At 71.5% G+C, this 20,246-nt stretch carries 18 protein-coding genes; 5 read left to right on the forward strand and 13 right to left on the reverse strand.

Going from position 1 to position 20,246, the window contains the following annotated elements; genetic code table 11:
- Nucleotides 1-78 precede the first annotated feature (78 nt).
- From ilvD to C8E84_RS05910, 5 genes are all read right to left on the reverse strand, one after another.
- On the reverse strand, nucleotides 79-1,779 hold the full coding sequence (gene ilvD, locus C8E84_RS05890; RefSeq protein WP_159900303.1) for a dihydroxy-acid dehydratase: 1,701 nt from the start codon (nucleotides 1,777-1,779) through the stop codon (nucleotides 79-81).
- Between the two features lie 27 nt (nucleotides 1,780-1,806).
- Entirely contained in the window at nucleotides 1,807-2,562 is a 756-nt protein-coding gene (locus C8E84_RS05895) for an anti-sigma factor domain-containing protein (protein ID WP_159900305.1), read from the reverse strand.
- On the reverse strand, nucleotides 2,549-3,124 hold the full coding sequence (locus C8E84_RS05900) for an RNA polymerase sigma factor (protein ID WP_246196811.1): 576 nt from the start codon (nucleotides 3,122-3,124) through the stop codon (nucleotides 2,549-2,551). Before C8E84_RS05900 ends, C8E84_RS05895 begins: the two co-directional genes overlap by 14 nt.
- Before the next feature lie 176 nt (nucleotides 3,125-3,300).
- The gene (locus C8E84_RS05905) at nucleotides 3,301-3,630 is read right to left on the reverse strand and encodes a tryptophan-rich sensory protein (protein ID WP_281348917.1); all 330 of its coding nucleotides are present in this window, start codon (nucleotides 3,628-3,630) and stop codon (nucleotides 3,301-3,303) included.
- Nucleotides 3,575-5,659 carry an MMPL family transporter gene (locus C8E84_RS05910; protein WP_159900309.1) on the reverse strand — a complete coding sequence of 695 codons (2,085 nt, stop codon included), beginning with the start codon at nucleotides 5,657-5,659 and terminating at the stop codon, nucleotides 3,575-3,577. The genes C8E84_RS05905 and C8E84_RS05910 overlap by 56 nt, the downstream gene beginning before the upstream one ends.
- A gap of 61 nt (nucleotides 5,660-5,720) precedes the next feature.
- Here C8E84_RS05910 and C8E84_RS05915 point away from each other — a divergent pair, with 61 nt between their 5' ends.
- Nucleotides 5,721-6,224, forward strand: a complete 504-nt coding sequence (locus C8E84_RS05915; protein ID WP_246196812.1) for a MarR family winged helix-turn-helix transcriptional regulator — start codon at nucleotides 5,721-5,723, stop codon at nucleotides 6,222-6,224.
- Nucleotides 6,221-7,213, forward strand: coding sequence for an SDR family NAD(P)-dependent oxidoreductase (locus tag C8E84_RS05920; RefSeq protein WP_246196813.1), 993 nt, complete (start codon nucleotides 6,221-6,223; stop codon nucleotides 7,211-7,213). The genes C8E84_RS05915 and C8E84_RS05920 overlap by 4 nt, the downstream gene beginning before the upstream one ends.
- Before the next feature lie 133 nt (nucleotides 7,214-7,346).
- Here the strand turns inward: C8E84_RS05920 and C8E84_RS05925 are convergent, their stop codons facing one another.
- Nucleotides 7,347-7,877 (reverse strand): SixA phosphatase family protein, encoded by a 531-nt coding sequence (locus tag C8E84_RS05925; RefSeq protein WP_159900311.1) that lies wholly within the window; start codon nucleotides 7,875-7,877, stop codon nucleotides 7,347-7,349.
- A gap of 121 nt (nucleotides 7,878-7,998) precedes the next feature.
- Between C8E84_RS05925 and C8E84_RS05930 the strand changes: the two genes are divergently transcribed.
- On the forward strand, nucleotides 7,999-8,673 hold the full coding sequence (locus C8E84_RS05930; RefSeq protein ID WP_159900313.1) for a DUF937 domain-containing protein: 675 nt from the start codon (nucleotides 7,999-8,001) through the stop codon (nucleotides 8,671-8,673).
- Nucleotides 8,674-8,794: 121 nt separating this feature from the next.
- Here C8E84_RS05930 and ahpF read toward each other — a convergent pair whose 3' ends face one another.
- The 5 genes from ahpF to gatC all read right to left on the reverse strand — a co-directional run bounded on the left by ahpF (nucleotide 8,795) and on the right by gatC (nucleotide 14,737).
- A complete protein-coding gene (gene ahpF / locus C8E84_RS05935; RefSeq protein WP_159900315.1) occupies nucleotides 8,795-10,390 on the reverse strand; it encodes an alkyl hydroperoxide reductase subunit F in 1,596 nt (531 codons plus the stop codon).
- Between the two features lie 5 nt (nucleotides 10,391-10,395).
- Entirely contained in the window at nucleotides 10,396-10,959 is a 564-nt protein-coding gene (ahpC, locus tag C8E84_RS05940) for an alkyl hydroperoxide reductase subunit C (RefSeq protein ID WP_159900317.1), read from the reverse strand.
- A 304-nt stretch (nucleotides 10,960-11,263) separates the two neighbouring features.
- A complete protein-coding gene (gene gatB / locus C8E84_RS05945; RefSeq protein ID WP_159900319.1) occupies nucleotides 11,264-12,790 on the reverse strand; it encodes an Asp-tRNA(Asn)/Glu-tRNA(Gln) amidotransferase subunit GatB in 1,527 nt (508 codons plus the stop codon).
- Nucleotides 12,791-12,793: 3 nt separating this feature from the next.
- Nucleotides 12,794-14,329 carry an Asp-tRNA(Asn)/Glu-tRNA(Gln) amidotransferase subunit GatA gene (gene gatA, locus C8E84_RS05950; RefSeq protein ID WP_159900321.1) on the reverse strand — a complete coding sequence of 512 codons (1,536 nt, stop codon included), beginning with the start codon at nucleotides 14,327-14,329 and terminating at the stop codon, nucleotides 12,794-12,796.
- 111 nt (nucleotides 14,330-14,440) lie between these two features.
- Nucleotides 14,441-14,737 carry an Asp-tRNA(Asn)/Glu-tRNA(Gln) amidotransferase subunit GatC gene (gene gatC, locus C8E84_RS05955; RefSeq protein ID WP_159900323.1) on the reverse strand — a complete coding sequence of 99 codons (297 nt, stop codon included), beginning with the start codon at nucleotides 14,735-14,737 and terminating at the stop codon, nucleotides 14,441-14,443.
- 45 nt (nucleotides 14,738-14,782) lie between these two features.
- Here gatC and C8E84_RS05960 point away from each other — a divergent pair, with 45 nt between their 5' ends.
- Together C8E84_RS05960 and C8E84_RS05965 are read left to right on the forward strand one after the other, a co-directional pair.
- Nucleotides 14,783-15,448: a trimeric intracellular cation channel family protein gene (locus tag C8E84_RS05960; RefSeq protein WP_246196814.1), complete on the forward strand. Its 666-nt coding sequence runs from the start codon at nucleotides 14,783-14,785 to the stop codon at nucleotides 15,446-15,448.
- A 102-nt stretch (nucleotides 15,449-15,550) separates the two neighbouring features.
- Entirely contained in the window at nucleotides 15,551-17,350 is a 1,800-nt protein-coding gene (locus C8E84_RS05965) for a hypothetical protein (protein ID WP_159900327.1), read from the forward strand.
- A gap of 129 nt (nucleotides 17,351-17,479) precedes the next feature.
- On the opposite strand, the gene ligA is transcribed toward C8E84_RS05965, so the two are convergent.
- Nucleotides 17,480-19,666 carry an NAD-dependent DNA ligase LigA gene (ligA, locus tag C8E84_RS05970; RefSeq protein WP_159900329.1) on the reverse strand — a complete coding sequence of 729 codons (2,187 nt, stop codon included), beginning with the start codon at nucleotides 19,664-19,666 and terminating at the stop codon, nucleotides 17,480-17,482.
- A complete protein-coding gene (locus tag C8E84_RS05975; RefSeq protein WP_159900331.1) occupies nucleotides 19,663-20,136 on the reverse strand; it encodes a mycothiol transferase in 474 nt (157 codons plus the stop codon). The genes ligA and C8E84_RS05975 overlap by 4 nt, the downstream gene beginning before the upstream one ends.
- Nucleotides 20,137-20,246 lie beyond the last annotated feature (110 nt).

The raw sequence follows: 20,246 nt of genomic DNA on the forward strand, positions 1-20,246 counted from the left end.
GTCCGTGGTCGACGCAGGCGCCCCCGGAACTCCTTGACCAGACCGGCCAGTTCGAGCGCCGGCCCGCCCCCCGGCGGATCAGTCACACACGGCGCCCTGGCTGGCGCTGCCGACCAGGCGCCGGTACTTCGCGAGCACTCCGCGGGTGTACTTGGCCTCGGGGTGCGTCACGCCCTCGGCGCGCCGACGCTCGAGCTCGTCGTCGTCGACGAGCAGGTCGAGGCGACCGTTGGCGACGTCGAGTCGGATGCCGTCGCCGTCACGCACGTACGCGATCGGACCCTCGTCGACGGCCTCGGGAGCGACGTGGCCGACGCACAGGCCGGTGGTGCCGCCGGAGAACCGGCCGTCGGTGAGGAGCAGGACGTCCTTGCCCAGACCGGCACCCTTGATCGCACCGGTGACGGCGAGCATCTCGCGCATGCCCGGGCCGCCCTTGGGGCCTTCGTAGCGGATGACGACGACGTCGCCGGCGGTCATGGTGCCGTCCTCGACGGCATCCATCGCGGCCCGCTCCCCGTCGAAGACGCGCGCGGTGCCCTCGAAGACGTTGGAGTCGAAGCCGGCCGACTTCACGACGGCCCCCTCGGGGGCCAGCGAGCCGGTGAGGACGGTGATGCCGCCGGTGCCGTGGATGGGCTCGGACATCGCGCGCAGCACCTTGCCGTCGACGTCCGGCGGGTTGATGTGGGCGAGGTTCTCGGCCATCGTCCTGCCGGTGACGGTGAGGCAGTCGCCGTGCAGCAGACCCGCGTCGAGCAGGGCGCGCATGACGACCGGCACGCCACCGACCCGGTCGACGTCGGTCATGACGTAGGACCCGAACGGCTTGACGTCGGCGAGGTGTGGCACCTTGGCGCCGATCCGCGCGAAGTCGGCGAGCGAGAGGTCGACGTCGGCCTCGTGGGCGATCGCGAGCAGGTGGAGCACGGCGTTGGTCGAGCCACCGAAGGCCATGACGACGGCGATGGCGTTCTCGAACGCCTCCTTGGTCATGATGTCGCGGGCAGTGATGCCGCGGCGCAGCAGCTCGACGACGGCCTCGCCGGACTTGCGGGCGAACCCGTCGCGGCGGCGGTCGGTGGCCGGCGGGGCGGCCGAGCCGGGCAGGGACATGCCGATCGCCTCGGCCACCGAGGCCATCGTGTTCGCGGTGTACATGCCACCGCAGGCGCCTTCGCCCGGGCAGATGGCGCGTTCGATGGCGTCGACGTCCTCCCGGCTCATCAGACCCCGGGCGCAGGCGCCGACGGCCTCGAACGCGTCGATGATCGTGACGGTGCGCTCGGAGCCGTCGGACATCTTCGCGATGCCGGGCAGGATCGAGCCGGCGTAGAGGAAGACCGAGGACAGGTCGAGGCGAGCGGCCGCCATGAGCATGCCGGGCAGCGACTTGTCACACCCGGCGAGCAGCACCGAACCGTCGAGGCGCTCGGCCATCATGACCGTCTCGACCGAGTCGGCGATGATCTCGCGGCTGACGAGGGAGAAGTGCATGCCCTCGTGACCCATCGAGATGCCGTCGCTCACGGAGATGGTGCCGAACTCGAGCGGGTAGCCGCCGGCTGCGTGCACCCCCTCCTTGACGGCCTTGGCCAGGCGGTCGAGCGAGAGGTTGCACGGGGTGATCTCGTTCCACGAGCTCGCGACCCCGATCTGCGGCTTGGCGAAGTCGTCGTCGCCGAGGCCCACCGCGCGCAGCATGCCGCGCGCTGCGGCCTTCTCCAGGCCGTCGGTGACGTCGCGGCTGCGGGGCTTGATGTCCGGGGTCGAGGTCATGCGCCCATCCTAGGGAGCGCGCCCGGGTCAGGTCGCGAGGGTTCCGCGCACGACGCTGTCACCGGAGTGCTGCGGGGCTGCGTCGAAGCCCTCACGGGAGATGTCGACGATGACGTAGCCCTGGTCGATGAGGGCCTGGTCGATGGCGAACGTCTGCTCCGGGGCGTCCGGGCGCAGCACGCCGATCGACACCATGCGCTCGAGGTCCTTGTTGATCAGCCAGACCTCGAGGTAGCCGTCACCGGCGTCGATGGGGTCGGTGCGCACGGCGAGGTCGAGCTGGCCGTCGAGGCGAACGACGTCGGCGCTGCCCTTGACCTGACCGGTGTCCAACGTGCCGAGTTCCGCGCTCGCCACCGTGATCGGCGCGGGCGCCGGGTCCTCGGCCCCGAGCAGGCGACCACCCGCCACGCCCAGGAGGATTCCAGCGGCGGCGGCCCCGGCCACCCAGACGAGGGGGATGCCGCGGCGCTCCTTGCGCTCGCGGCGCACCGAGAGCTCGTCGGCCGGTGCCCCGAGCGATGCGGGAGGTGCGTCGAGTGATGCGGAAGGTGCGTCGAGTGACGCGGGAGGTGCACCGATCTCGGTGAGCACGGCATCCCACACGCTGGCGGGGGGCGCGGTGAGCGCGGGGACGGGCTCGCGCAGGACGCTCAGGGTGGAGCGCAGAGCCGCCACCTCGCGTGAGCACGTGGCACAGGCACCAACGTGTGCGGCGACGTCGTTCGGAATCGACTCGCCGAGGGCCAGTGCGGCCAGCATGTCGTCATCAGGATGGATCACGGTCCACCTCCTCCAGGCGGGTCCTCAGGTGCAGCAGTCCGCGGCGGACGTGGCTCTTGACAGTTCCAAGGGGCATCGCGAGACGCTCGGCGATCTCGTCGTGGGTGCGGTCCTCGAGAAAGGCCATGCGCACGATCGTGCCCCGGGGCTCCCCGAGACGGTCGAGCTCGTCGTGCAGCACGAGCCGGGTCGCGAGCAGGTCGTCCGGCGGTGGGGCGCTCTCGTCGGGCAGCGTGTTCTCGGCGACGGCCTGGGCGTCGCGAGCCAGTCGTGCCCGCTTGGCGTGGACGTCGGCGACCTTGTGCCGGGTGATGCCCACGAGCCACCCCGGCACGGTGCCCTTGTCGGGCCGCAGCGTGTGCCGACTGTTCCACGCGGACACGAACACCTGCTGGGTGACGTCTTCCGCGTCATGGTGGTTGCCGAGGGAGCGCACGGCCAGCGTGTGGACGAGCGAGGCCCAGCGAGCGTAGGCCTCCTCCAGCGCCTCCCGGGATCCAGCGCAAAGCCGCTCGGCGATGTCATCCACGACGACCGCCTCGACCTGCTCATCTGCTCGCACGGAACCCACGATAATCGGGATGGGCCGGTCACACCGACCAGGCGCACGGGCTTCCCGCGGCGGAAGACGCGGCGGATCCATCGTGAGCTGGGTCACGCTGCGCTCCTCTCGGGTCGGGACGGGGCCATGGCTGTCTCGACAGTGGTTCGCTGCCGACCCGTCCTGCGGATGCACCGTCACCGAGAATCGTTCAGGCGCCAGTACCCCACCGCGAGGCTCGAGGCGACCGTGAGCCACACGGCATACGGCACCAGCACCCACGCCGCCCACGCGACGAGCCCGGCCGTGACGGCCACGAGTGCCCAGGTCAGTGTGGCTGCGGCGATGAGCAGGACGGCCGCCCGCAGCACGGCGTGGTCGAGGTAGAACGACCGGGCCCAGCCGAGCGCAAACGCGACCGAGGCCGCGAACACCACGAGCCACCGCGCCCCGCTCCGAGGGCCAGCCTGATCACGCGCCGCCCACGGGGACCGGGCCTGCCGCGCGCTCCGCCGAGCCCGCGGCATCCTCAGCCGAGGCCCGCTGGTCCACCCGCCGCGGCCACCAGAACCGGTCACCGAGGATGAGCGCGATCGCCGGCACGAGCACGGTGCGCACGACGAGGGTGTCGAGCAGCACGCCGATGCAGATGATGACGCCGAGCTGGGCGAGCACGACCAGCGGCAGCACACCGAGGACCGCGAACACCGCAGCCAACAGGATGCCGGCGCTGGTGATGACGCCACCGGTCGCGGCGAGGGCGCGCAGCATGCCGCTGCGGGAGCCGTGGTCCTTGGCCTCCTCGGCGGCGCGGGTGATGAGGAAGATGTTGTAGTCCACGCCCAGTGCGACAAGGAAGACGAACGCGAGCAGCGGCACACCGTCGTCGAGTCGCTCGAAGCCCAGCACCTGGGTGAACAGCACCCACGACAGGCCCAGGCTGGCCAGGTAGGTCGCGACCACCGTGGCGACGAGGATGACCGGCGCCACCACTGAGCGCAGCAGGGCCGCGAGCGAGACCAGCACGAGCGCGAGGATGATCGGGAAGATCACCTGACGGTCGCGGGCCGCGGACGTCGAGGCGTCCATGGCCTCGGCCTCGGTGCCGCCGACGTGGGTGTCCGCCTGAGCGGCCAGGGCCTCACGCAGGGCGGTCACGGTGGCCTCGGCCTCGTCGGAGCCGGGGGCCGCGTCGATGATCGCGTCGACCTCGGTGACCCCGTTGCCGGAGGCGACGACGCGGGCGTCGGTGATGCCGTCGACGGCGTTCGCCGTGGCTGCCACGGCCTCCCCGTCGCCGCGGGTCACCACGATGGTCGGGTCGGCAGCGCCGGCGGGGAAGGACTCCCCGAGGCGCTCCGCCGCGGCGATGGCCTCGGGCTTCTGGAGGAACTGGTCGGGGCCGTCGAGGCCGGTCTTGATCTGGGTGATGCCACCGGCCATGACGGCCAGCGCGAGCAGCGTGACGGTGACGAAGCCGGCGGGCCGCTTGGCGACGGCCTCACCGATGCGGCGCCACAGCGAGTTGCCGTCGGCGAGACCGGCCTGGCCGACCTTCGGGACCTTGGGCCAGAAGATCCAGCGACCGAACACGACCAGGGCCGCGGGGAGCACGACGAGCACGAAGAAGGCCGCGACGACGACACCGACGGCACAGGCCAGGCCCAGCCCTCGGGTCGCGGGGAAGAGCGAGAGGAGCAGGGTGAGCAGACCGATGACGACCGTGCTGGAGCTGGCGATGATCGCCTCCGTGGTGCGGCGCAGGGCGATCGCCATCGCCTCGCGACGGTCCTCGGTGACCCGCAGCTGGTCGCGGTACCGGCTGATGAGCAACAGGGCGTAGTCGGTGCCAGCACCGAACACGAGCACGGAGAGGATGCCGATCGTCGACTCGTCCCACAGGACGTCGAAGGCCGCCAACGTGTGGGTCGCGGCCACCGCGGCGAGCTGGTCCGCGACGCCGACGACGGTGAGCGGCACGAGCCACAGGACCGGGCTGCGGTAGGTGATGACGAGCAGGAGGGCGACGACGGATGCCGTCGCGGCGAGCAGGCGGAAGTTCGCGCCGTCGAAGACCGCCGCGAGGTCGGCCTGGATGGCTGCGGGGCCGGTGACCTGGGCCGTCAGGCCGTCGGGGAGGCCAGCCTTGGCGGCCTCCCGCAGGTCGCCGACGACCTCGGCGGTCTCGACCGCATCGCTGGTGTTGACGGGGATGAACACCGTTGCGGCAGTGCCGTCCTCAGCCACGGCGGGCGGAGCGCCGGTCGCGCCCGGCAGGGTGCGGGCCCGTTCCTGAACGACGCCCAGCTGCTCAGGGGTCAGGGCTGCCTCGCTGCTGTAGAGGACGACGGCCGCGGACCCCTCTGCCTCGGGCAGCTCGGCCCGAAGCTCGGCAGCGGCCTTGCTGTCGGTGCCGTCCGGCAGGGCCGCGACCGCGGTGGGCGGGCCCTCGGCCTGCCCGATCACGCCGATGATCGCGCCTGCGCCGAGGATGGCCACCAGCGCGAGGATGCCGGCCACCCACTTGCGCGTGATGGCGTGTGCAAGGTTGCCCATGTGTCCGCTCTCCCTTGGTACCGTGCCGATTCAGAAGGTGAATCACCATGTTGCTAAGTAGGTGAGTGAGATTAAGGAACTGGACGGTCTTGACGCAACTTTGTCTAACGTTGCTCCCGACGTCACGTCGGTGGTGCCGGGTTACCAGCGCTCGTCCTCCCTCGAGGCCCTCCAAGAACTCGTCGACGTCGCCGGACAGGTGCCGCACGAGGTGGCCCGCCAGGCAGGCCTGTCGGTCTCCGAACTGCACTCGCTGCGCCACCTGATGGCCACCCCCATGGGTCCGGTCGAGCTGGCACGTGAACTCGGGGTGACCTCCGCGGCATCCTCGGGGATCGTCGATCGCCTCGTCGGGCGCGGCCACGCCCAGCGCCGACCCCACCCGGACGACGGCCGACGCACCGAGGTCGTCATCACCGACTCGGGTCGCGTCGAGGTCCTCACCCGGCTCGCCCCGATGTTCCGAGGGCTCGCCGAGATCGACGCCTCCCTGACCGACGACGAGCGCGTGGTCGTGGAGCGGTACCTGCGGGGCGCGGTCACCGCGATGAAGGCGCTGATGTGACAGGGCTGACGACGGCAGCAGCCCGCGCCCTGGACAGCACGCTCGACCGCACCATCGCCCCGGGCTTCACCCGGCTCGGGTACGCCGTGCGGAGACGGTTGCCGACCTGGCCCGCCGACCCGACCCCCGGCATCCTCACCGGACACCACGTGGCCGTGACCGGCGCATCGTCCGGCCTGGGCGAATGCACCGCCCATGACCTCGCAGCACTGGGTGCCACCGTTCACCTCGTCGTCCGGGATGCCGGCCGCGGTGGTCGGGTGGCCGCCGAGATCGAGTCGGCGGTCGGCAGGGCCGGCGCGGCCCGGGTCTGGGTGTGCGACGTCGCCGACCTCGACTCGGTGCGCACCTTCTGCTCGGCCTTCCTCGCTGCCGGGTTGCCGTTGCGAGCGCTCGTGCACAACGCCGGGGCGCTGCCCGCCACCCGCACTGAGTCCCCACAGGGCCACGAGCTGACGATGGCCCTGCACGTGCTCGGGCCGGTGCTCATGACCGAGCTGCTGCTGCCCCTGCTCGGGGCCGATGCGGGCCGGGTGGTGTTCGTGACCTCCGGCGGCATGTACAGCCAGCCCCTGCCCGTGGACGACCCCGAGTTCCTGCGTGGCGAGTACTCCGGCACCACGGCCTACGCGCGCAGCAAGCGCGGCCAGATCGAGCTGCTCCCCATACTGGCACGACGCTGGCTCCCCGCGGGAGTCAGCGTCAGCGCGACGCACCCGGGGTGGGCGGCGACTCCCGGCGTGCAGACCTCACTCCCCCGGTTCAACGCACTGCTGGGCCCGTCGCTGCGCACGGCGGGTGAAGGTGCCGACACGACGACGTGGGTCGTCGCGGCCGACCCGGCACCGGCATCCGGCCAGCTGTGGCACGACCGTCAACCCCGGCCGACGAGCATCATGCGCCGCACGCACCCGACGGCCCTGCAACGGGAACGCTTCTGGGAGTGGGTCGCCGAGTCGGTCACCCTCCCCGACTTTCCCTCCCCATGAGGGAAGCCCGAGGTTCGCAAGGGATGCCTTCCCCCGTGAACCTCGGGCTTCCCTGGTGAAGGCTCGGTGGCAGCCGACGCCGGGTTCGCCACATGTTCACGGCACACCTCTCGATCAGCGCGAAGAGTCAGGGTCAGGCGTCATCCCGGCAGACGTGGAACCGCTCGAGGGTGGCATCGCCGAACTGCAGCCCGGCCCACGGACCCGCGTAGTGCAGGACGGCAACGGCGCAGGTGGGGAAGCCCTCGGCCATCTTGCGGTGGCCCTCGACGCTGCCCTCACCGTCGCAGAGGAGCTCGGCCAGGGATGGGATGCCCGGTGCGTGGCCGACGACCATGAGCACGTCGGCGTCCTCGTCGGCCTCGTGGATCACCTCGAGAAGCCGCTCCGGTGACGCGAGGTAGATGCGCCGGTCGAGGTGCACCTCACCCTCGGGGCAGCCGCTGGACCACACCGCCTCGGTCGTCTGCTGGGTGCGCTCGGAGGTCGAGCACAGCACCTCGTCGATCCCGATGCCGTGCTCGATGAGCCAGCGACCCGCGGCCGCGGCGTCGCGACGACCGCGCGCGGTGAGTTCGCGTTCGTGGTCGTTGTCCCAGTTCTGCTGCTCGGCCTTCGCGTGGCGAAGGAGGACGAGGGTTCGGTCCTGCGCTGCACGGGTCATGCCTCAGATCATGCACCCATGAGGGGCACCCTGTCGCTCAATGCCCTCCCGACCGTCGCGACCTCAGGTTAGGTTGGGGCGCAACGGGCGGAGCCGTTCCGCCGCCGCAGAAGGGATCACCATGTCCGCACTCGACGACATCCTCGGCGCCCTGCCGGCCGACGCCATCTCCCAGCAGGTCGGCGCCTCCCCCGACGAGGTTCGCGCCGCAGCGGCCGCCGTGCTGCCGGCCCTGCTGGGTGGCCTCCAGGCCAACGCCAGCGACCCCTCCGGCGCCGGCTCCATCCTCGAGGCCCTCGGCCAGCACCAGGACGACCTGCTGAGCGGCGGTGCCGACCTCTCCGCCATCAACGAGAGCGACGGTCAGGCCATCACCCACCACATCTTCGGCGACCGGGAGGAGGACGTCGTCAACAAGCTCGGCGAGGTGCCGGCGATGGGTGGCTCGGGCATGGGCGGGGCGCTCGTCAAGAAGCTGCTGCCGATCCTCGCGCCGATGGTGCTGTCCTGGCTGGCCAAGCAGGTGCTCGGCGGCGGTGCCGGTGGTGGGGGCCTCGGCGGTGGTGGCGCTGCTCCGCAGCGGGCCGACACCTCCCCCAGCCTGCCGGGCTCCACCGGTGGCGCGGCCGGTGGCCCGGGGTCCCTCGACGACATGCTGCGTGACGTCCTCGGCGGCGCGACGGGCGGAGCCTCGACGGCCCCTGCCGGTGGCGGCGCTGCCGCCCCCGGTGGCATCGACCCCGGGAGCATCATCGGTGACATCCTCGGCGGGATGCTGGGTGGCGGCCGCCGCTGACCCAGCCCCCCCCGGGCTTTATCGGGTAACCCGATAAACCCCCGCTCCACTGGACAACGCTTGTCCGGCGCAGCGGGGGTTTGTCAGGGGAAGTGCCCCGTCGGGCGCAGGACGTCGCCCGTCAGGCGGACGACTGGCTCGCCGCCGGCGACGTGGTGCGGATGAGGTGGTCGAACGCCGACAGCGCGGCGCCAGCACCCGAGCCGGCGGCAGCGACGATCTGCTTCCACGGCGCGGTCGTGCAGTCACCAGCGGCGAAGACCCCGGGGATGCCGGTCGCTCCCCGTGCGTCGACGACCACCTCACCGTGGGGTGTCAGGTCGACGACCCCGTCGAGCCACTCGGTCGTCGGCAGCAGGCCGATCTGGACGAAGACCCCGTCGACGTCGAGCACGCTCGACGCTCCGCCAGCACGCGGGGCGTGCCGAAGACCGACGACCTTCGAGCCGTCACCGACGACCTCGGTCGTGGCAGTGCCGACCAGGACGTCGACGTTGCCCAGCGAGTGCACCTTGCGCTGGAGGACGTCGTCGGCCTTCAGCTCGTCGGCGAACTCCACGAGGGTGACGTGGGCGACCACACCCGCGAGGTCGATGGCCGCCTCCACCCCCGAGTTGCCTCCGCCGATGACGGCGACCCGTTTCCCGGCGAACAGCGGCCCGTCGCAGTGCGGGCAGAACGTGACACCGCGGTTGCGGTACTCGTCCTCACCGGGGATGTCGAGGGTGCGCCACCGGGCCCCGCTCGCCGCCACGACCGCGCGGGCCCGCAGCACCGCACCCGAGGCCAGGTGCACCTCGTGCAGCCCCGACCCCTGCGGCTCCCGCGATGCCGGGACGAGCCGCACGGCGACCTGCCCGGTCATGACCTCGACGCCGAGTCCACGGACCTGACGCTCGAGGTCGGCGGCCATCCGCGGACCTTCCGTGTGCTCCACCGACGGGTAGTTCTCGATCGCCATCGTGTCGAGCAGCTGCCCACCGAACCGCTCGGCGAGCAGCCCGGTGCGGATGCCCTTGCGTGCGGTGTAGATCGCCGCGGTCGACCCCGCGGGCCCACCACCGACGACGAGCACCTCGAACGGCTCCAGCTCATCGAGCCGCTGGGCGTCGCGAGCTGCGGCGCCCTCATCCAGACGCGCCACGATCTCCTCGAGGGTCATCCGCCCCTGGCCGAAGAGCTCGCCGTTGCGAAAGACCATGGGCACCGCGAGCACGCCGCGCTCCTCGACCTCACCCGGGAAGACCGCGCCGTCGATGGCGACGTGCCTGATGCCGGGGTTGAGGATGCTCATCAGGTTGAGCGCCTGCACGACGTCCGGGCAGTTCTGGCACGACTGACTGAAGTACGTCTCGAACCGGTGCTCCCCCGTGAGGCCGCGAACGGCATCCAGGAGTTCCGTGGCAGCGGTGGAGGGGTGGCCGCCCACCTGGAGCAGCGCGAGCACCAGCGAGGTGAACTCGTGCCCGAGCGGCATCCCGGCGAACTCCACCTCGACGGCGGTGCCGACGCGCACGACCCGGAACGAGGGGCGGCGTACGGCATCCCCACCGCGCACGTGGGTGATCCGACCGGCGGACAGGCTCGCGATCTGGTCGAGGAGGTCGGCGACCTGACCCGAGGTGGCCGACTCGTCGAGGCTGCTGACGAGTTCGACGGGGTCGACCACCTTGGTCAGGTAGGCCGACAGCTGTGTGGCGAGAGCCGGATCGAGCACGTGGATCAGATCTTCCCGACGAGGTCGAGCGACGGCGCCAGGGTGTCCTCGCCCTCTTCCCACTTCGCGGGGCAGACCTCACCCGGGTGGTTGCGGACGTACTGGGCGGCCTTGACCTTGCGCACGAGCTCGGCGGCGTTGCGGCCGATGCCCTCGGCGGTCACCTCGTGGAACTGGATGACACCGTCGGGGTCGACCAGGAAGGTGCCGCGGTCGGCCAGACCCTCGGCCTTGCGCAGGATCTTGAAGTTCTTGGAGATGCGCTGGGTCGGGTCGCCGACCATCGGGTACGTGACCTTGCGGATGGTGTCGGACGCCTCGTGCCAGGCCTTGTGGGTGAAGTGCGTGTCGGTCGACACCGAGTAGACCTCGACACCGAGCGCCTTGAGCTCCTCGTAGTGGTCGGCGAGATCGCCGAGCTCGGTCGGGCAGACGAAGGTGAAGTCGGCCGGGTAGAAGAAGAAGATCGCCCACTTCCCCTCGATGTCCGCCGAGGACACCGGAACGAACGAGCCGTTGACGAAGGCGGTGGCCTCGAAGGGCTTGATGGTCGTGTTGACGAGGGACATGACGTCACTTCTCCTTGTGAGGGGGGTGGTTACCTACCAGGGGGCGTCACCATTGCCGCCAGCCGAACTGGAGTGGTTCAAGTCTAGTGGATGCCGTCCGGCCACCTCACAGCGGGTCCCGCACCCCGGAACGGTCCCGACATCGACCAATGGATCACTCCAGGTACGCCGGGCCGCGTACCGAGATCGACCTATTGGTCACTCCAGGTACGCCGGGCCGCACGCGGCAGCAGGCCCGCGCACTCATTGCACTGCAGCCACCCGGATCCGGGTGGCTGCAGTGCACGACGTGCGCGAGTGGGGGTCAGGACTGGCCGAGGCGCTCCATGATGATCGCCCGTGCCGCACCGGCATCCGCCTGGCCCTTCATCGCCTTCATGACCTGACCGATGAGCGCACCCGCGGCCGCGACCTTGCCGTCACGGATCTTGTCGGCCACGTCGGGGTTGGCCGCGATGACGGCGTCCACGGCCGCCTCGAGGGCACCGGTGTCCTGCACCAGTTCCAGCCCACGGGCGTCGGCGACCTGCGTCGGGGTACCCTCGCCGGCCAGCACGCCCTCCCAGACCTGACGAGCCATCGAGTCGTTGAGTCGACCAGACGTCACGAGGCCCTCGAGCTCGACGACGGATGCCGCGCCGACCCCCAGCCCAGCGGCGTACGTCGGCACGTCGACACCCTCGGCGTTGGCGCGCCGAGCCACCTCACCGGACCACCACTTGCGCGCACCCGCCGGGGACGCACCTGCGGCGACGGTCTCCTCCACGAGGTCGACCAGCCCGGCGTTGACGACGTCGCGCATCTCGAGGTCGGCAAAGCCCCACTCACCCTGAAGTCGCTTGCGCCGGGCTGCCGGCGGCTCGGGCAACGTCGCCCGAAGCGACTCGACCAGCTCACGAGAGGGCGCCACCGGCACGAGGTCGGGCTCGGGGAAGTAGCGGTAGTCGTCGGCGTCGGACTTCGCGCGGCCCGAGGTCGTGACCCCGGTGTCCTCGTGCCAGTGCCGCGTCTCCTGCACGATGGTGCCGCCCGAGCTGAGCACCGCGGCGTGCCGCCCCACCTCGTAGCGCACCGCCCGCTCGACCGAGCGCAGCGAGTTGACGTTCTTGGTCTCCGAGCGGGTGCCGAACACCTCGGTGCCCTTGGGCATGAGCGAGAGGTTCACGTCGCAGCGCATCGAGCCCTGCTCCATCCGCACGTCCGAGACGTCGAGGGCCTTGAGCAGGTCGCGCAGGGTGGCCACGTAGGCGCGGGCGATCTCGGGGGCCCGCTCCCCAGCCCCGGTCAGGGGCTTGGTGACGATCTCGATGAGCGGGATGCCGGCGCGGTTGTAGTCGACGAGGCTGTGCGTCGCGCCGTGGATGCGACCCGTCGAGCCGCCGACGTGCAGCGACTTGCCGGTGTCCTCCTCCATGTGGGCCCGCTCGATCTCGACCCGGTAGACCGTGCCGTCGTCGAGCTCGACGTCGAGGTAGCCCTCGAAGGCGATCGGCTCGTCGTACTGCGAGGTCTGGAAGTTCTTGGGCATGTCCGGGTAGAAGTAGTTCTTCCGGGCGAACCGGCACCACTGCGCGATCTCGCAGTTGAGCACGAGCCCGATGCGGATCGCCGACTCCACGGCCACCGCGTTGACGACCGGCAGGGCACCGGGCAGGCCCAGGCACACCGGGCAGGTCTGGGTGTTGGGCTCGGCGCCGAACTCGGTCGGGCAGCCGCAGAACATCTTCGTCGCGGTGTTGAGCTCGACGTGCACCTCGAGGCCCATGACGGGGTCGAACGCGTCAATAGCGTCGTCGAAGGGAAGGGTCGCCTCGGCGTGGGTCTGGGTCATGGCTCAGGCCTCCTTCATCGTGCCGGCGGTCATGGCCTCGAGGGCGGGCGCCCGGTCGAGCAGCGGTCCACCCCATGCGGCGGTGAGCTTGGCCTCGAGAGCCGCGCCCACGGAGTACAAGCGCTGGTCCTGCATCGCGGGGGCGAGGATCTGGAAGCCGGCCGGCAACCCGTCCTCGGTCGCGAGCCCGCTCGGCACCGACATGCCGGGGATGCCGGCGAGGTTGGCGGGGATGGTCGCGATGTCGTTGAGGTACATCGCCATCGGGTCGTCGAGCTTGTCACCGAGCCGGAAGGCCGTCGTCGGCGCCGTCGGTGAGACCAGGACGTCGGCGGTCTCGAAGGCCGCTGCGAAGTCGTCGGCGATGAGGCGACGCACCTTCTGGGCCGACCCGTAGTAGGCGTCGTAGTAGCCGCTGGACAGGGCGTACGTGCCCAGGATGATGCGCCGCTTGACCTCGTCGCCGAATCCGGCGTCGCGGGTGGCGGCCATGACCTGCTCGGCGCTCGGTGCGTCGATGCCGTCAGGGGCGACGCGCAGCCCGTAACGCATGGCGTCGAACTTCGCGAGGTTGCTCGAGGCCTCGCTCGGGAGGATGAGGTAGTACGCGGCCAGGGCGTAGCTGAAGCTCGGGCAGGACACCTCGACGACCTCTGCCCCGGCGTCGACGAGGTGCTGCACGGCCTCGTCGAAACGCGCCTGCACCCCCGCCTGGAACCCGTCGCCGGTCAGTTCGCGGATGATGCCGATCTTCATGCCGGCGACGTCGGCGCGACGGGCGGCCTCGACGACGGGCGGCACCGGGGCGTCGATCGACGTCGAGTCGAGGGGGTCGTGCCCACCGATGACCTCGTGGAGCAGGGCGGCGTCGAGCACCGTGCGGGTGCACGGGCCGGCCTGGTCGAGCGAGGACGCGAGCGCCACGAGCCCGTAGCGCGAGACCCCGCCGTAGGTCGGCTTGGTCCCGACGGTGCCGGTGACGGCTGCGGGCTGGCGGATCGAGCCACCGGTGTCGGTGCCGATCGCCAGCGGTGCCTGGAACGAGGCGACGACCGAGCTCGACCCACCGCCAGAACCGCCGGGGATGCGCGAGAGGTCCCACGGGTTGTGGCTCGGGCCGTAGGCGCTGTGTTCGGTCGAGGAGCCCATGGCGAACTCGTCCATGTTCGTCTTGCCGAGGATGGGCATGCCGGCCTCGCGCAGGCGCGTCACGAGGGTCGCGTCGTACGGCGGCACCCAGCCCTGGAGGATCTTGGAGCCACACGTCGTCGGCAGGCCGCGGGTCGTCATGACGTCCTTGACGGCGATCGGCACACCGGCCATCGCGTGCAGCGACTCCCCCGCGGCGCGACGGCGGTCGACCTCGTCGGCCTGGGCGAGGGCACCGTCCGCGTCGACGTGCAGGTAGGAGTGCACGGCGCCGTCGACGGCCGCGGTGCGGTCCAGGTGCGCCTGGGTCACCTCGCGCGCCGACACGCTCCCCTGCGCGAGGAGGTCGGCGAGGTCGGCAGCAGTGGACCGGGTCAGGTCGGTGGTCACGTCGTGGTTCCTCTGGGGTGCGGGGCGCGGTGGTGAACGGCGAGCGGATGCCGTGTGGCCGGCATCCGATGAAGCGTGGCGGTCAGGTGGTGCACGGGGTGGGCGTGCGCGTCACTCGACGTCGAGGATGCGCGGCACGGCGAAGCGCTGCTGCTCGGACTCGGGCGCCCCGGACAGCGCGTCCTGCGGGCTGAGCGAGGGGCGCACCACGTCGGGGCGGGTCACGTTGACGATCGGCATGGGGTGGCTCATCGGCTCGACGTCGGCGATCGGTGCCTGCTGCACGGTCGCCACCGCCTCGAGGATGACCCCGAGCTCGCCGACCATGCGGTCGAGCTCGGCGTCGGAGAGGTCGATGCGGGCGAGTCCGGCGAGGTGCGCCACGTCGTCACGGGTGAGGTCGGCCATGCGGGCCAGTCTATGGGCCCGCTGCCGGGCTGCGAGACTGGGCCGGTGCTCACGGACACCGCCTCGACACAGCTCGTGCTCGACCTCGTCGGCGTGTTCGTCTTCGCGCTCACCGGCGCCATCGTCGGCGTGCGCCGGGGCCTGGACGTCTTCGGGGTGCTCGTGCTGGGCTGGATCGCCGGGTTGGGTGGAGGGATCATCCGCGACGTCTTCCTGGGCATCACCCCGCCGGTGGCGGTCAGCGACTGGCGCCTGCTCGCGGCCGCGGTGGTCGCGGGGCTGGCCGTCTTCCTCCTCCACGGGACGTGGCAGGAGGTCGCGCAGCGACACCCGGACGCGCGGCTGGGCAGGGTCTCGTTCACCGTGCGGCTGCTGGATGCCGCGGGGCTGGCGGTGTTCGCCGTCAGCGGCGCCCTCGTGGCGCTGGACGCCCAGGCGGGCGCGCTGGCAGCCACGCTCATCGGGGGCATCACCGGGATCGGCGGCGGCCTGCTGCGGGACGTGCTCACCGGGCAGGTGCCCGAGGTGCTGCGGCGAGAGCTGTATGCCGTGCCGGCGCTGGCCGGGGCGGCTCTGGTCGTCGTGCTGCACGAGGCGGGCGCCCTGACCACGCTCACCGCGTGGGCGGCGGTCGCGTTCGTCTTCGTCACCCGGGTCGTGGCGGTCGTGCTCAACCTGAACGCTCCGCGCCCCCTGCGCAGCCGGGCCTGACCCCTTCGAGCAGGCGGGTATCAGGACCGCGGAGTGTGACTCCTTCATGGTGAGCGGCCAGACGGACTGGGGATCGGCCCGCGACGCTCCAAGGAGAACGCCATGCCTGACAACGACCGCACCTCCGCGCGCCTGCCGGCCGCGGTGCTCGCACACCTCACCGAGGTGCTCGGGGCGGCGCCACAGACCACCGTCAAGACCGAGGCCGAGTTGCCCGGTGGGGAGCGCGTCGTCGCGTTCCATGCCGTGTCGGCCAAGAACCCCAATGCCGTCGTCGCCGTCGTCGCGCGCGCCGACGGCACCCTGACCCCGCGAGCCGACTTCGCGGCATCCGTGGGTCACGACCCGTTCATCCCGCACTTCGACCCGCCCGTGCTGGTCCCCTTCCCGCCGCGCCGTCGGCCGGTCACGATCAACCCGCGGCGCAACGACTGGCGCCTCGACCAGTGCGACCGGCGCAGCGAGAAGATCACCGTCACCATCCCACCCACGGGGACGGCACCCAAGGCCGACGTCTACCTCCTCGCGGACACCACGGGCAGCATGCTGCCCGTCATCGACGCGGTGAAGGCCGGTGCCGGCGCCATCCTGGGCGACCCGGCCCTGGCCGCCTTCGACATCGCCTGGGGCGTCGGCAACTACCGCGACTTCACGGTGCCGGCCCCCAACTCCTACGCCTTCCAGCACCAGCTCGCCCCGACGACCAGCGCGGCCGCGGCATCCGCCGCGATCTCGACGTGGAACGCCGACGAGGGTGGCGACACGCCAGAGGGCCAGCTCTACGCCCTGCAGGAGCTCGCGACGAACGCGAGCATCGGGTGGCGCACCGACAGCAAGCGGATCATCGTGTGGTTCGGTGACGCCCCCGGCCACGACCCCATCTGCACCGACCTCACCGGCCTGCCCGCGGCGATCACCGAGGCAACGGCGACCGCGGCCCTCAGCGGCGCGAACATCACCGTCGTCGCGGTGAGCACCACCACCGGGGTCACCGACGCCCTCGACGGCGATCCGAACCTCGGATCCTTCGACTACCCGACCTGCGCGGCCAACGGGGCAGCCGGGCAGGCCACCCGGATCACGGCCGCCACCGGCGGTGAGCACCGCACCGGCGTCGACCCGGGCAGCATCGTCTCGACGCTCAGCGACCTCATCGCCGACGCGGTGCAGTCGACCGGCAACGTGCACCTCGTGGCGACGGGTGACACGGCCCAGTTCGTCGAGTCGATCACCCCTGCGGCCGGCTACGGTCCGCTCGCCGGCGACGAGACGCACACGTTGACCTTCGAGGTCGTGTGGGTCGGCACCAAGGCGTGCGCCGAGCGCGACCAGGAGTTCACCGGCACCATCGACGTCGTCGCCGACGACGTCGTGGTCGCGAGCAAGCCCGTTCGGGTCGTGGTGCCGAAGTGCCGCTACCACTACGTCGTCGAGGTGGTCTGCGGTGAGCGGCCGCCCCTTCGCGGGCACGACGACCACGAGGACCACGGGGAGGGCTCCGGCGGTGGCCACGCCAAGGACGACGACGGGCCCTGCGCGGTCGTGCCCGGCCGGTACGCGACGGCCGTGCTCATCAGCAACCCGTCGACGTGCACCGCCGTCCTCGAGAAGCGGTTCGCCCCGCTCGTGGTCGACGGCAAGACCATCGGGCGCGAGCCCGACGTCCAGCCGGCGAAGCCGTTCGCCAAGCTCGAACTGCCCGCGAACCACGCGACGATGGACGACTGCTGCGCGCTGCACGAGGCCGTCGACCACGGCCAGGGCCTGCTGCTCGGGGTGCTCGACATCGTGTCCGACCGCCCGCTCGAGGTGCGAGCCGTGCACACCGCGCACGGCGCCCAGACGCAGACCGGCGCACCGTCGATCACCACGCGGGCCGTGGACCCGCGCCGCGCTCCCTGAGGGAACACCGCAGGTCACCCGGGTTCGCCTGCACGGCGCCCCGGGTGACCCGCCCGAAGACACGACCCGGCTGGCCGCGCCGATCCAGGCCAGCCGGGTCGTCCTCGCTGTCAGTGCCTGCCGGAGGTGTCAGGACGCCGCGTCGGGGGTGCCGGTGTCGAGCAGGCGGCGGAACCCGGCCTCGTCGAGGATGGTCAGCCCGAGCTCGCGGGCCTTGTCCTCCTTGGAGCCCGCGTTCTCGCCGACGACGACGTAGTCGGTCTTCTTCGACACCGACCCCGACGCCTTGCCACCGCGGCTGAGGATGGCCTCCTTGGTCTCGTCCCGCGAGAACCCCTCGAGCGAGCCGGTGACCACGATCGTGAGCCCGGCCAGCGTCTGCTCCACCGACTCGTCCCGCTCATCCACCATCCGCACCCCGTCGGCGGCCCAGCGGTCGACGATCGCGACGTGCCACTCGTTGCCGGGCTTGTCGAACCAGTCACGCACCGACTCGGCGATGACCGGGCCGACGCCCTCGACGGCGGCGAGCTCCTCGAGCGAGGCGCCACGGACGGCATCCATCGATCCGAGGTGGGAGGCCAGCGCCCGGGCGGCGGTCGGTCCGACGTGGCGGATCGACAGCGCGACGAGCACCCGCCACAGCGGCTGGGATTTTGCCGACTCGAGGTTGGCGACGAGCTTGAGTCCGTTGGCCGAGACCACGCGGCCGTCGACGACGTCTTCCGGCGGGTCGGTCTTCTTCGCGGCCCGGGTGTAGAGCGGCACCCGGGCGATGTCGTCCACGGTCAGCGAGAACAGGCGCGCCTCGCTGGGCCCGGCGAGGCCGGGGTCTGCGGGGTCTGGATCTTCGAGCACGCCCGACTCCAGCAGGGCGATCGCCCCCTCCCAGCCCAGGGCCTCGATGTCGAACGCCCCGCGAGACGCCAACCCGAAGAGCCGTTCACGCAACTGGCTCGGGCAGGATCGGGCGTTGGGGCAGCGGATGTCCTTGTCGCCCTCCTTCTCGGGGGCGAGCTCGGTGCCGCACGAGGGGCAGTGCGTCGGCATGACGAACTCACGCTCGGTGCCGTCGCGCAGGTCGACGACCGGCCCGAGGATCTCGGGGATGACGTCACCCGCTTTGCGCAGCACGATGGTGTCGCCGATGAGGACACCCTTGCGGCGCACCTCGTCGGCGTTGTGCAGTGTCGCCTGGGTGACCGTCGACCCCGCGACGACGACCGCCTCCATGACCCCGTAGGGGGTGACCCGCCCGGTGCGTCCGACGTTGACCTGGATGTCGAGGAGCGTGGTGTTGACCTCCTCTGGCGGGTACTTGTAGGCGATGGCCCAGCGCGGCGCCCGTGACGTCGACCCGAGCTGGCGCTGGACCGCGACCTCGTCGACCTTGACGACGACTCCGTCGATGTCGTGGGCGTTGTCGTGCCGGTGCTCGCCCGTGTGGGTGATGAAGGCGAGCACCTCGTCGACGGTGTCGACCACGCGGAACTGGTCGGACACCGGCAGGCCCCACTCCCGCATCCGGTCGTACGCCTCGCTCTGCCGGGTCAGTTCCAGGCCCCGGTGCGCCCCGATGCCGTGCACGAGCATGCGCAGGTCGCGGGTCGCGGTGACCCGCGGGTCCTTCTGCCGCAGTGACCCCGCTGCGGTGTTGCGCGGGTTGGCGAACGGCGCCTTGCCTGCGGCGACGAGGCTCGCGTTGAGGTCGGCGAAGGCGGCGAGGGGGAAGTAGACCTCACCACGGATCTCGACGAGCTCGGGGATGTCGTCGCCACTCAGCGTCTCGGGGATCCCGGCGATGGTGCGCACGTTGAGGGTGACGTCCTCACCGGTTCGTCCGTCGCCGCGGGTGAGTGCCCGGGTGAGCCGACCCCCTTCGTAGAGCAGGTTGATCGCGAGCCCGTCGATCTTCAGCTCGCACAGGAAGTGGTGAGCCGCACCGCCAGCGTCACGCTCGACGCGCGCCGCCCAGGCCCGCAGCTCGTCGGCGTCGAAGGCGTTGTCGAGGCTGAGCATGCGCTCGAGGTGGTCGACCGCCTGGAAGTCGGTGGAGAAGATCGACCCGCCCACCTGCTGGGTCGGGCTGTCCGGGGTGCGCAGCGCGGGGTGCTCGTCCTCGAGGGCCGTCAGCGAGCGGATGAGGGCGTCGTACTCGCCGTCACTGATCGTCGGCGCGTCCTTGACGTGGTACGCGAACTGGTGGGCCCGCACCTGCTCGGCGAGGGTGACCCAGGCGTGCCGGGCCTCGTCCGGCACGCCGTCGGTGGGTGTCGTCGAGGCGGGGTCGGTCGGCGTGTCGTTCACGGCGGTCATCCTGCCGCAGAGTGCCGACGGGCGAGCAGCACGTCGCGCGTGACCTCGAGCTGGCCCAGGTGCTGGGTGAGCTCCTCGACCACGTGGAGCAGCACGGCACCCTGCGTGCGGTGGCGGGTGAGGCGCTCGCCCGAGGGTGGGTTGCGCGGCGCCTCGTGCGGTGAGGCGGCCCGGGCGTCTTCGTGCAGTGCGGCTCGGCCGGCCTCGAGCATGGTGATCGCCTGGTCGACGGTGAGGGTGGCCCGGAACTCGGCGTCGCGGTCGCGCGGCACGATGATGCCGCGGTTGACCGTGCGGCCCCACCGGGCCATGACCCCGACCACGTGGGCGACGAGACCGGATGCCGTGTTGCTCCCCGGCACGTCGTCGAGCCTGGCGTTGAGCAGGTCGTCACCCAGGGCGCGACAGGTGTCGGCGTAGGCCTCCAGGGCGGTGTCGCAGGAGGCGAGCAGTTCATCGACGGTGATCACCCGGACACCGTAACGACGGGCGCCGACGCTCGGGGCGGCCGCGAGCGGCCGGTGCCGCCTGCTGGCGCCACCGCTGGCCTTCCGCTGGGTGACCCACCAGGACGTCGAGG

Origin of the sequence: Ornithinibacter aureus, from assembly GCF_009858245.1 — a bacterium.
Taxonomy (GTDB): domain Bacteria; phylum Actinomycetota; class Actinomycetes; order Actinomycetales; family Dermatophilaceae; genus Fodinibacter; species Fodinibacter aureus.

Excerpts from the sequence above, each read along its gene's own strand:
- ligA (WP_159900329.1), bottom strand. The coding sequence starts at position 19,666 with ATGACCGCCGTGAACGACACGCCGACCGACCCCGCCTCGACGACACCC.
- C8E84_RS05910 (WP_159900309.1), bottom strand. The coding sequence starts at position 5,659 with ATGGGCAACCTTGCACACGCCATCACGCGCAAGTGGGTGGCCGGCATC.
- gatC (WP_159900323.1), bottom strand. The coding sequence starts at position 14,737 with ATGGCCGACCTCACCCGTGACGACGTGGCGCACCTCGCCGGACTCGCC.
- ilvD (WP_159900303.1), bottom strand. The coding sequence starts at position 1,779 with ATGACCTCGACCCCGGACATCAAGCCCCGCAGCCGCGACGTCACCGAC.
- C8E84_RS05905 (WP_281348917.1), bottom strand. The coding sequence starts at position 3,630 with ATGCCGCGGGCTCGGCGGAGCGCGCGGCAGGCCCGGTCCCCGTGGGCG.
- gatB (WP_159900319.1), bottom strand. The coding sequence starts at position 12,790 with ATGACCCAGACCCACGCCGAGGCGACCCTTCCCTTCGACGACGCTATT.
- C8E84_RS05930 (WP_159900313.1), top strand. The coding sequence starts at position 7,999 with ATGTCCGCACTCGACGACATCCTCGGCGCCCTGCCGGCCGACGCCATC.
- C8E84_RS05965 (WP_159900327.1), top strand. The coding sequence starts at position 15,551 with ATGCCTGACAACGACCGCACCTCCGCGCGCCTGCCGGCCGCGGTGCTC.
- ahpC (WP_159900317.1), bottom strand. The coding sequence starts at position 10,959 with ATGTCCCTCGTCAACACGACCATCAAGCCCTTCGAGGCCACCGCCTTC.
- C8E84_RS05925 (WP_159900311.1), bottom strand. The coding sequence starts at position 7,877 with ATGACCCGTGCAGCGCAGGACCGAACCCTCGTCCTCCTTCGCCACGCG.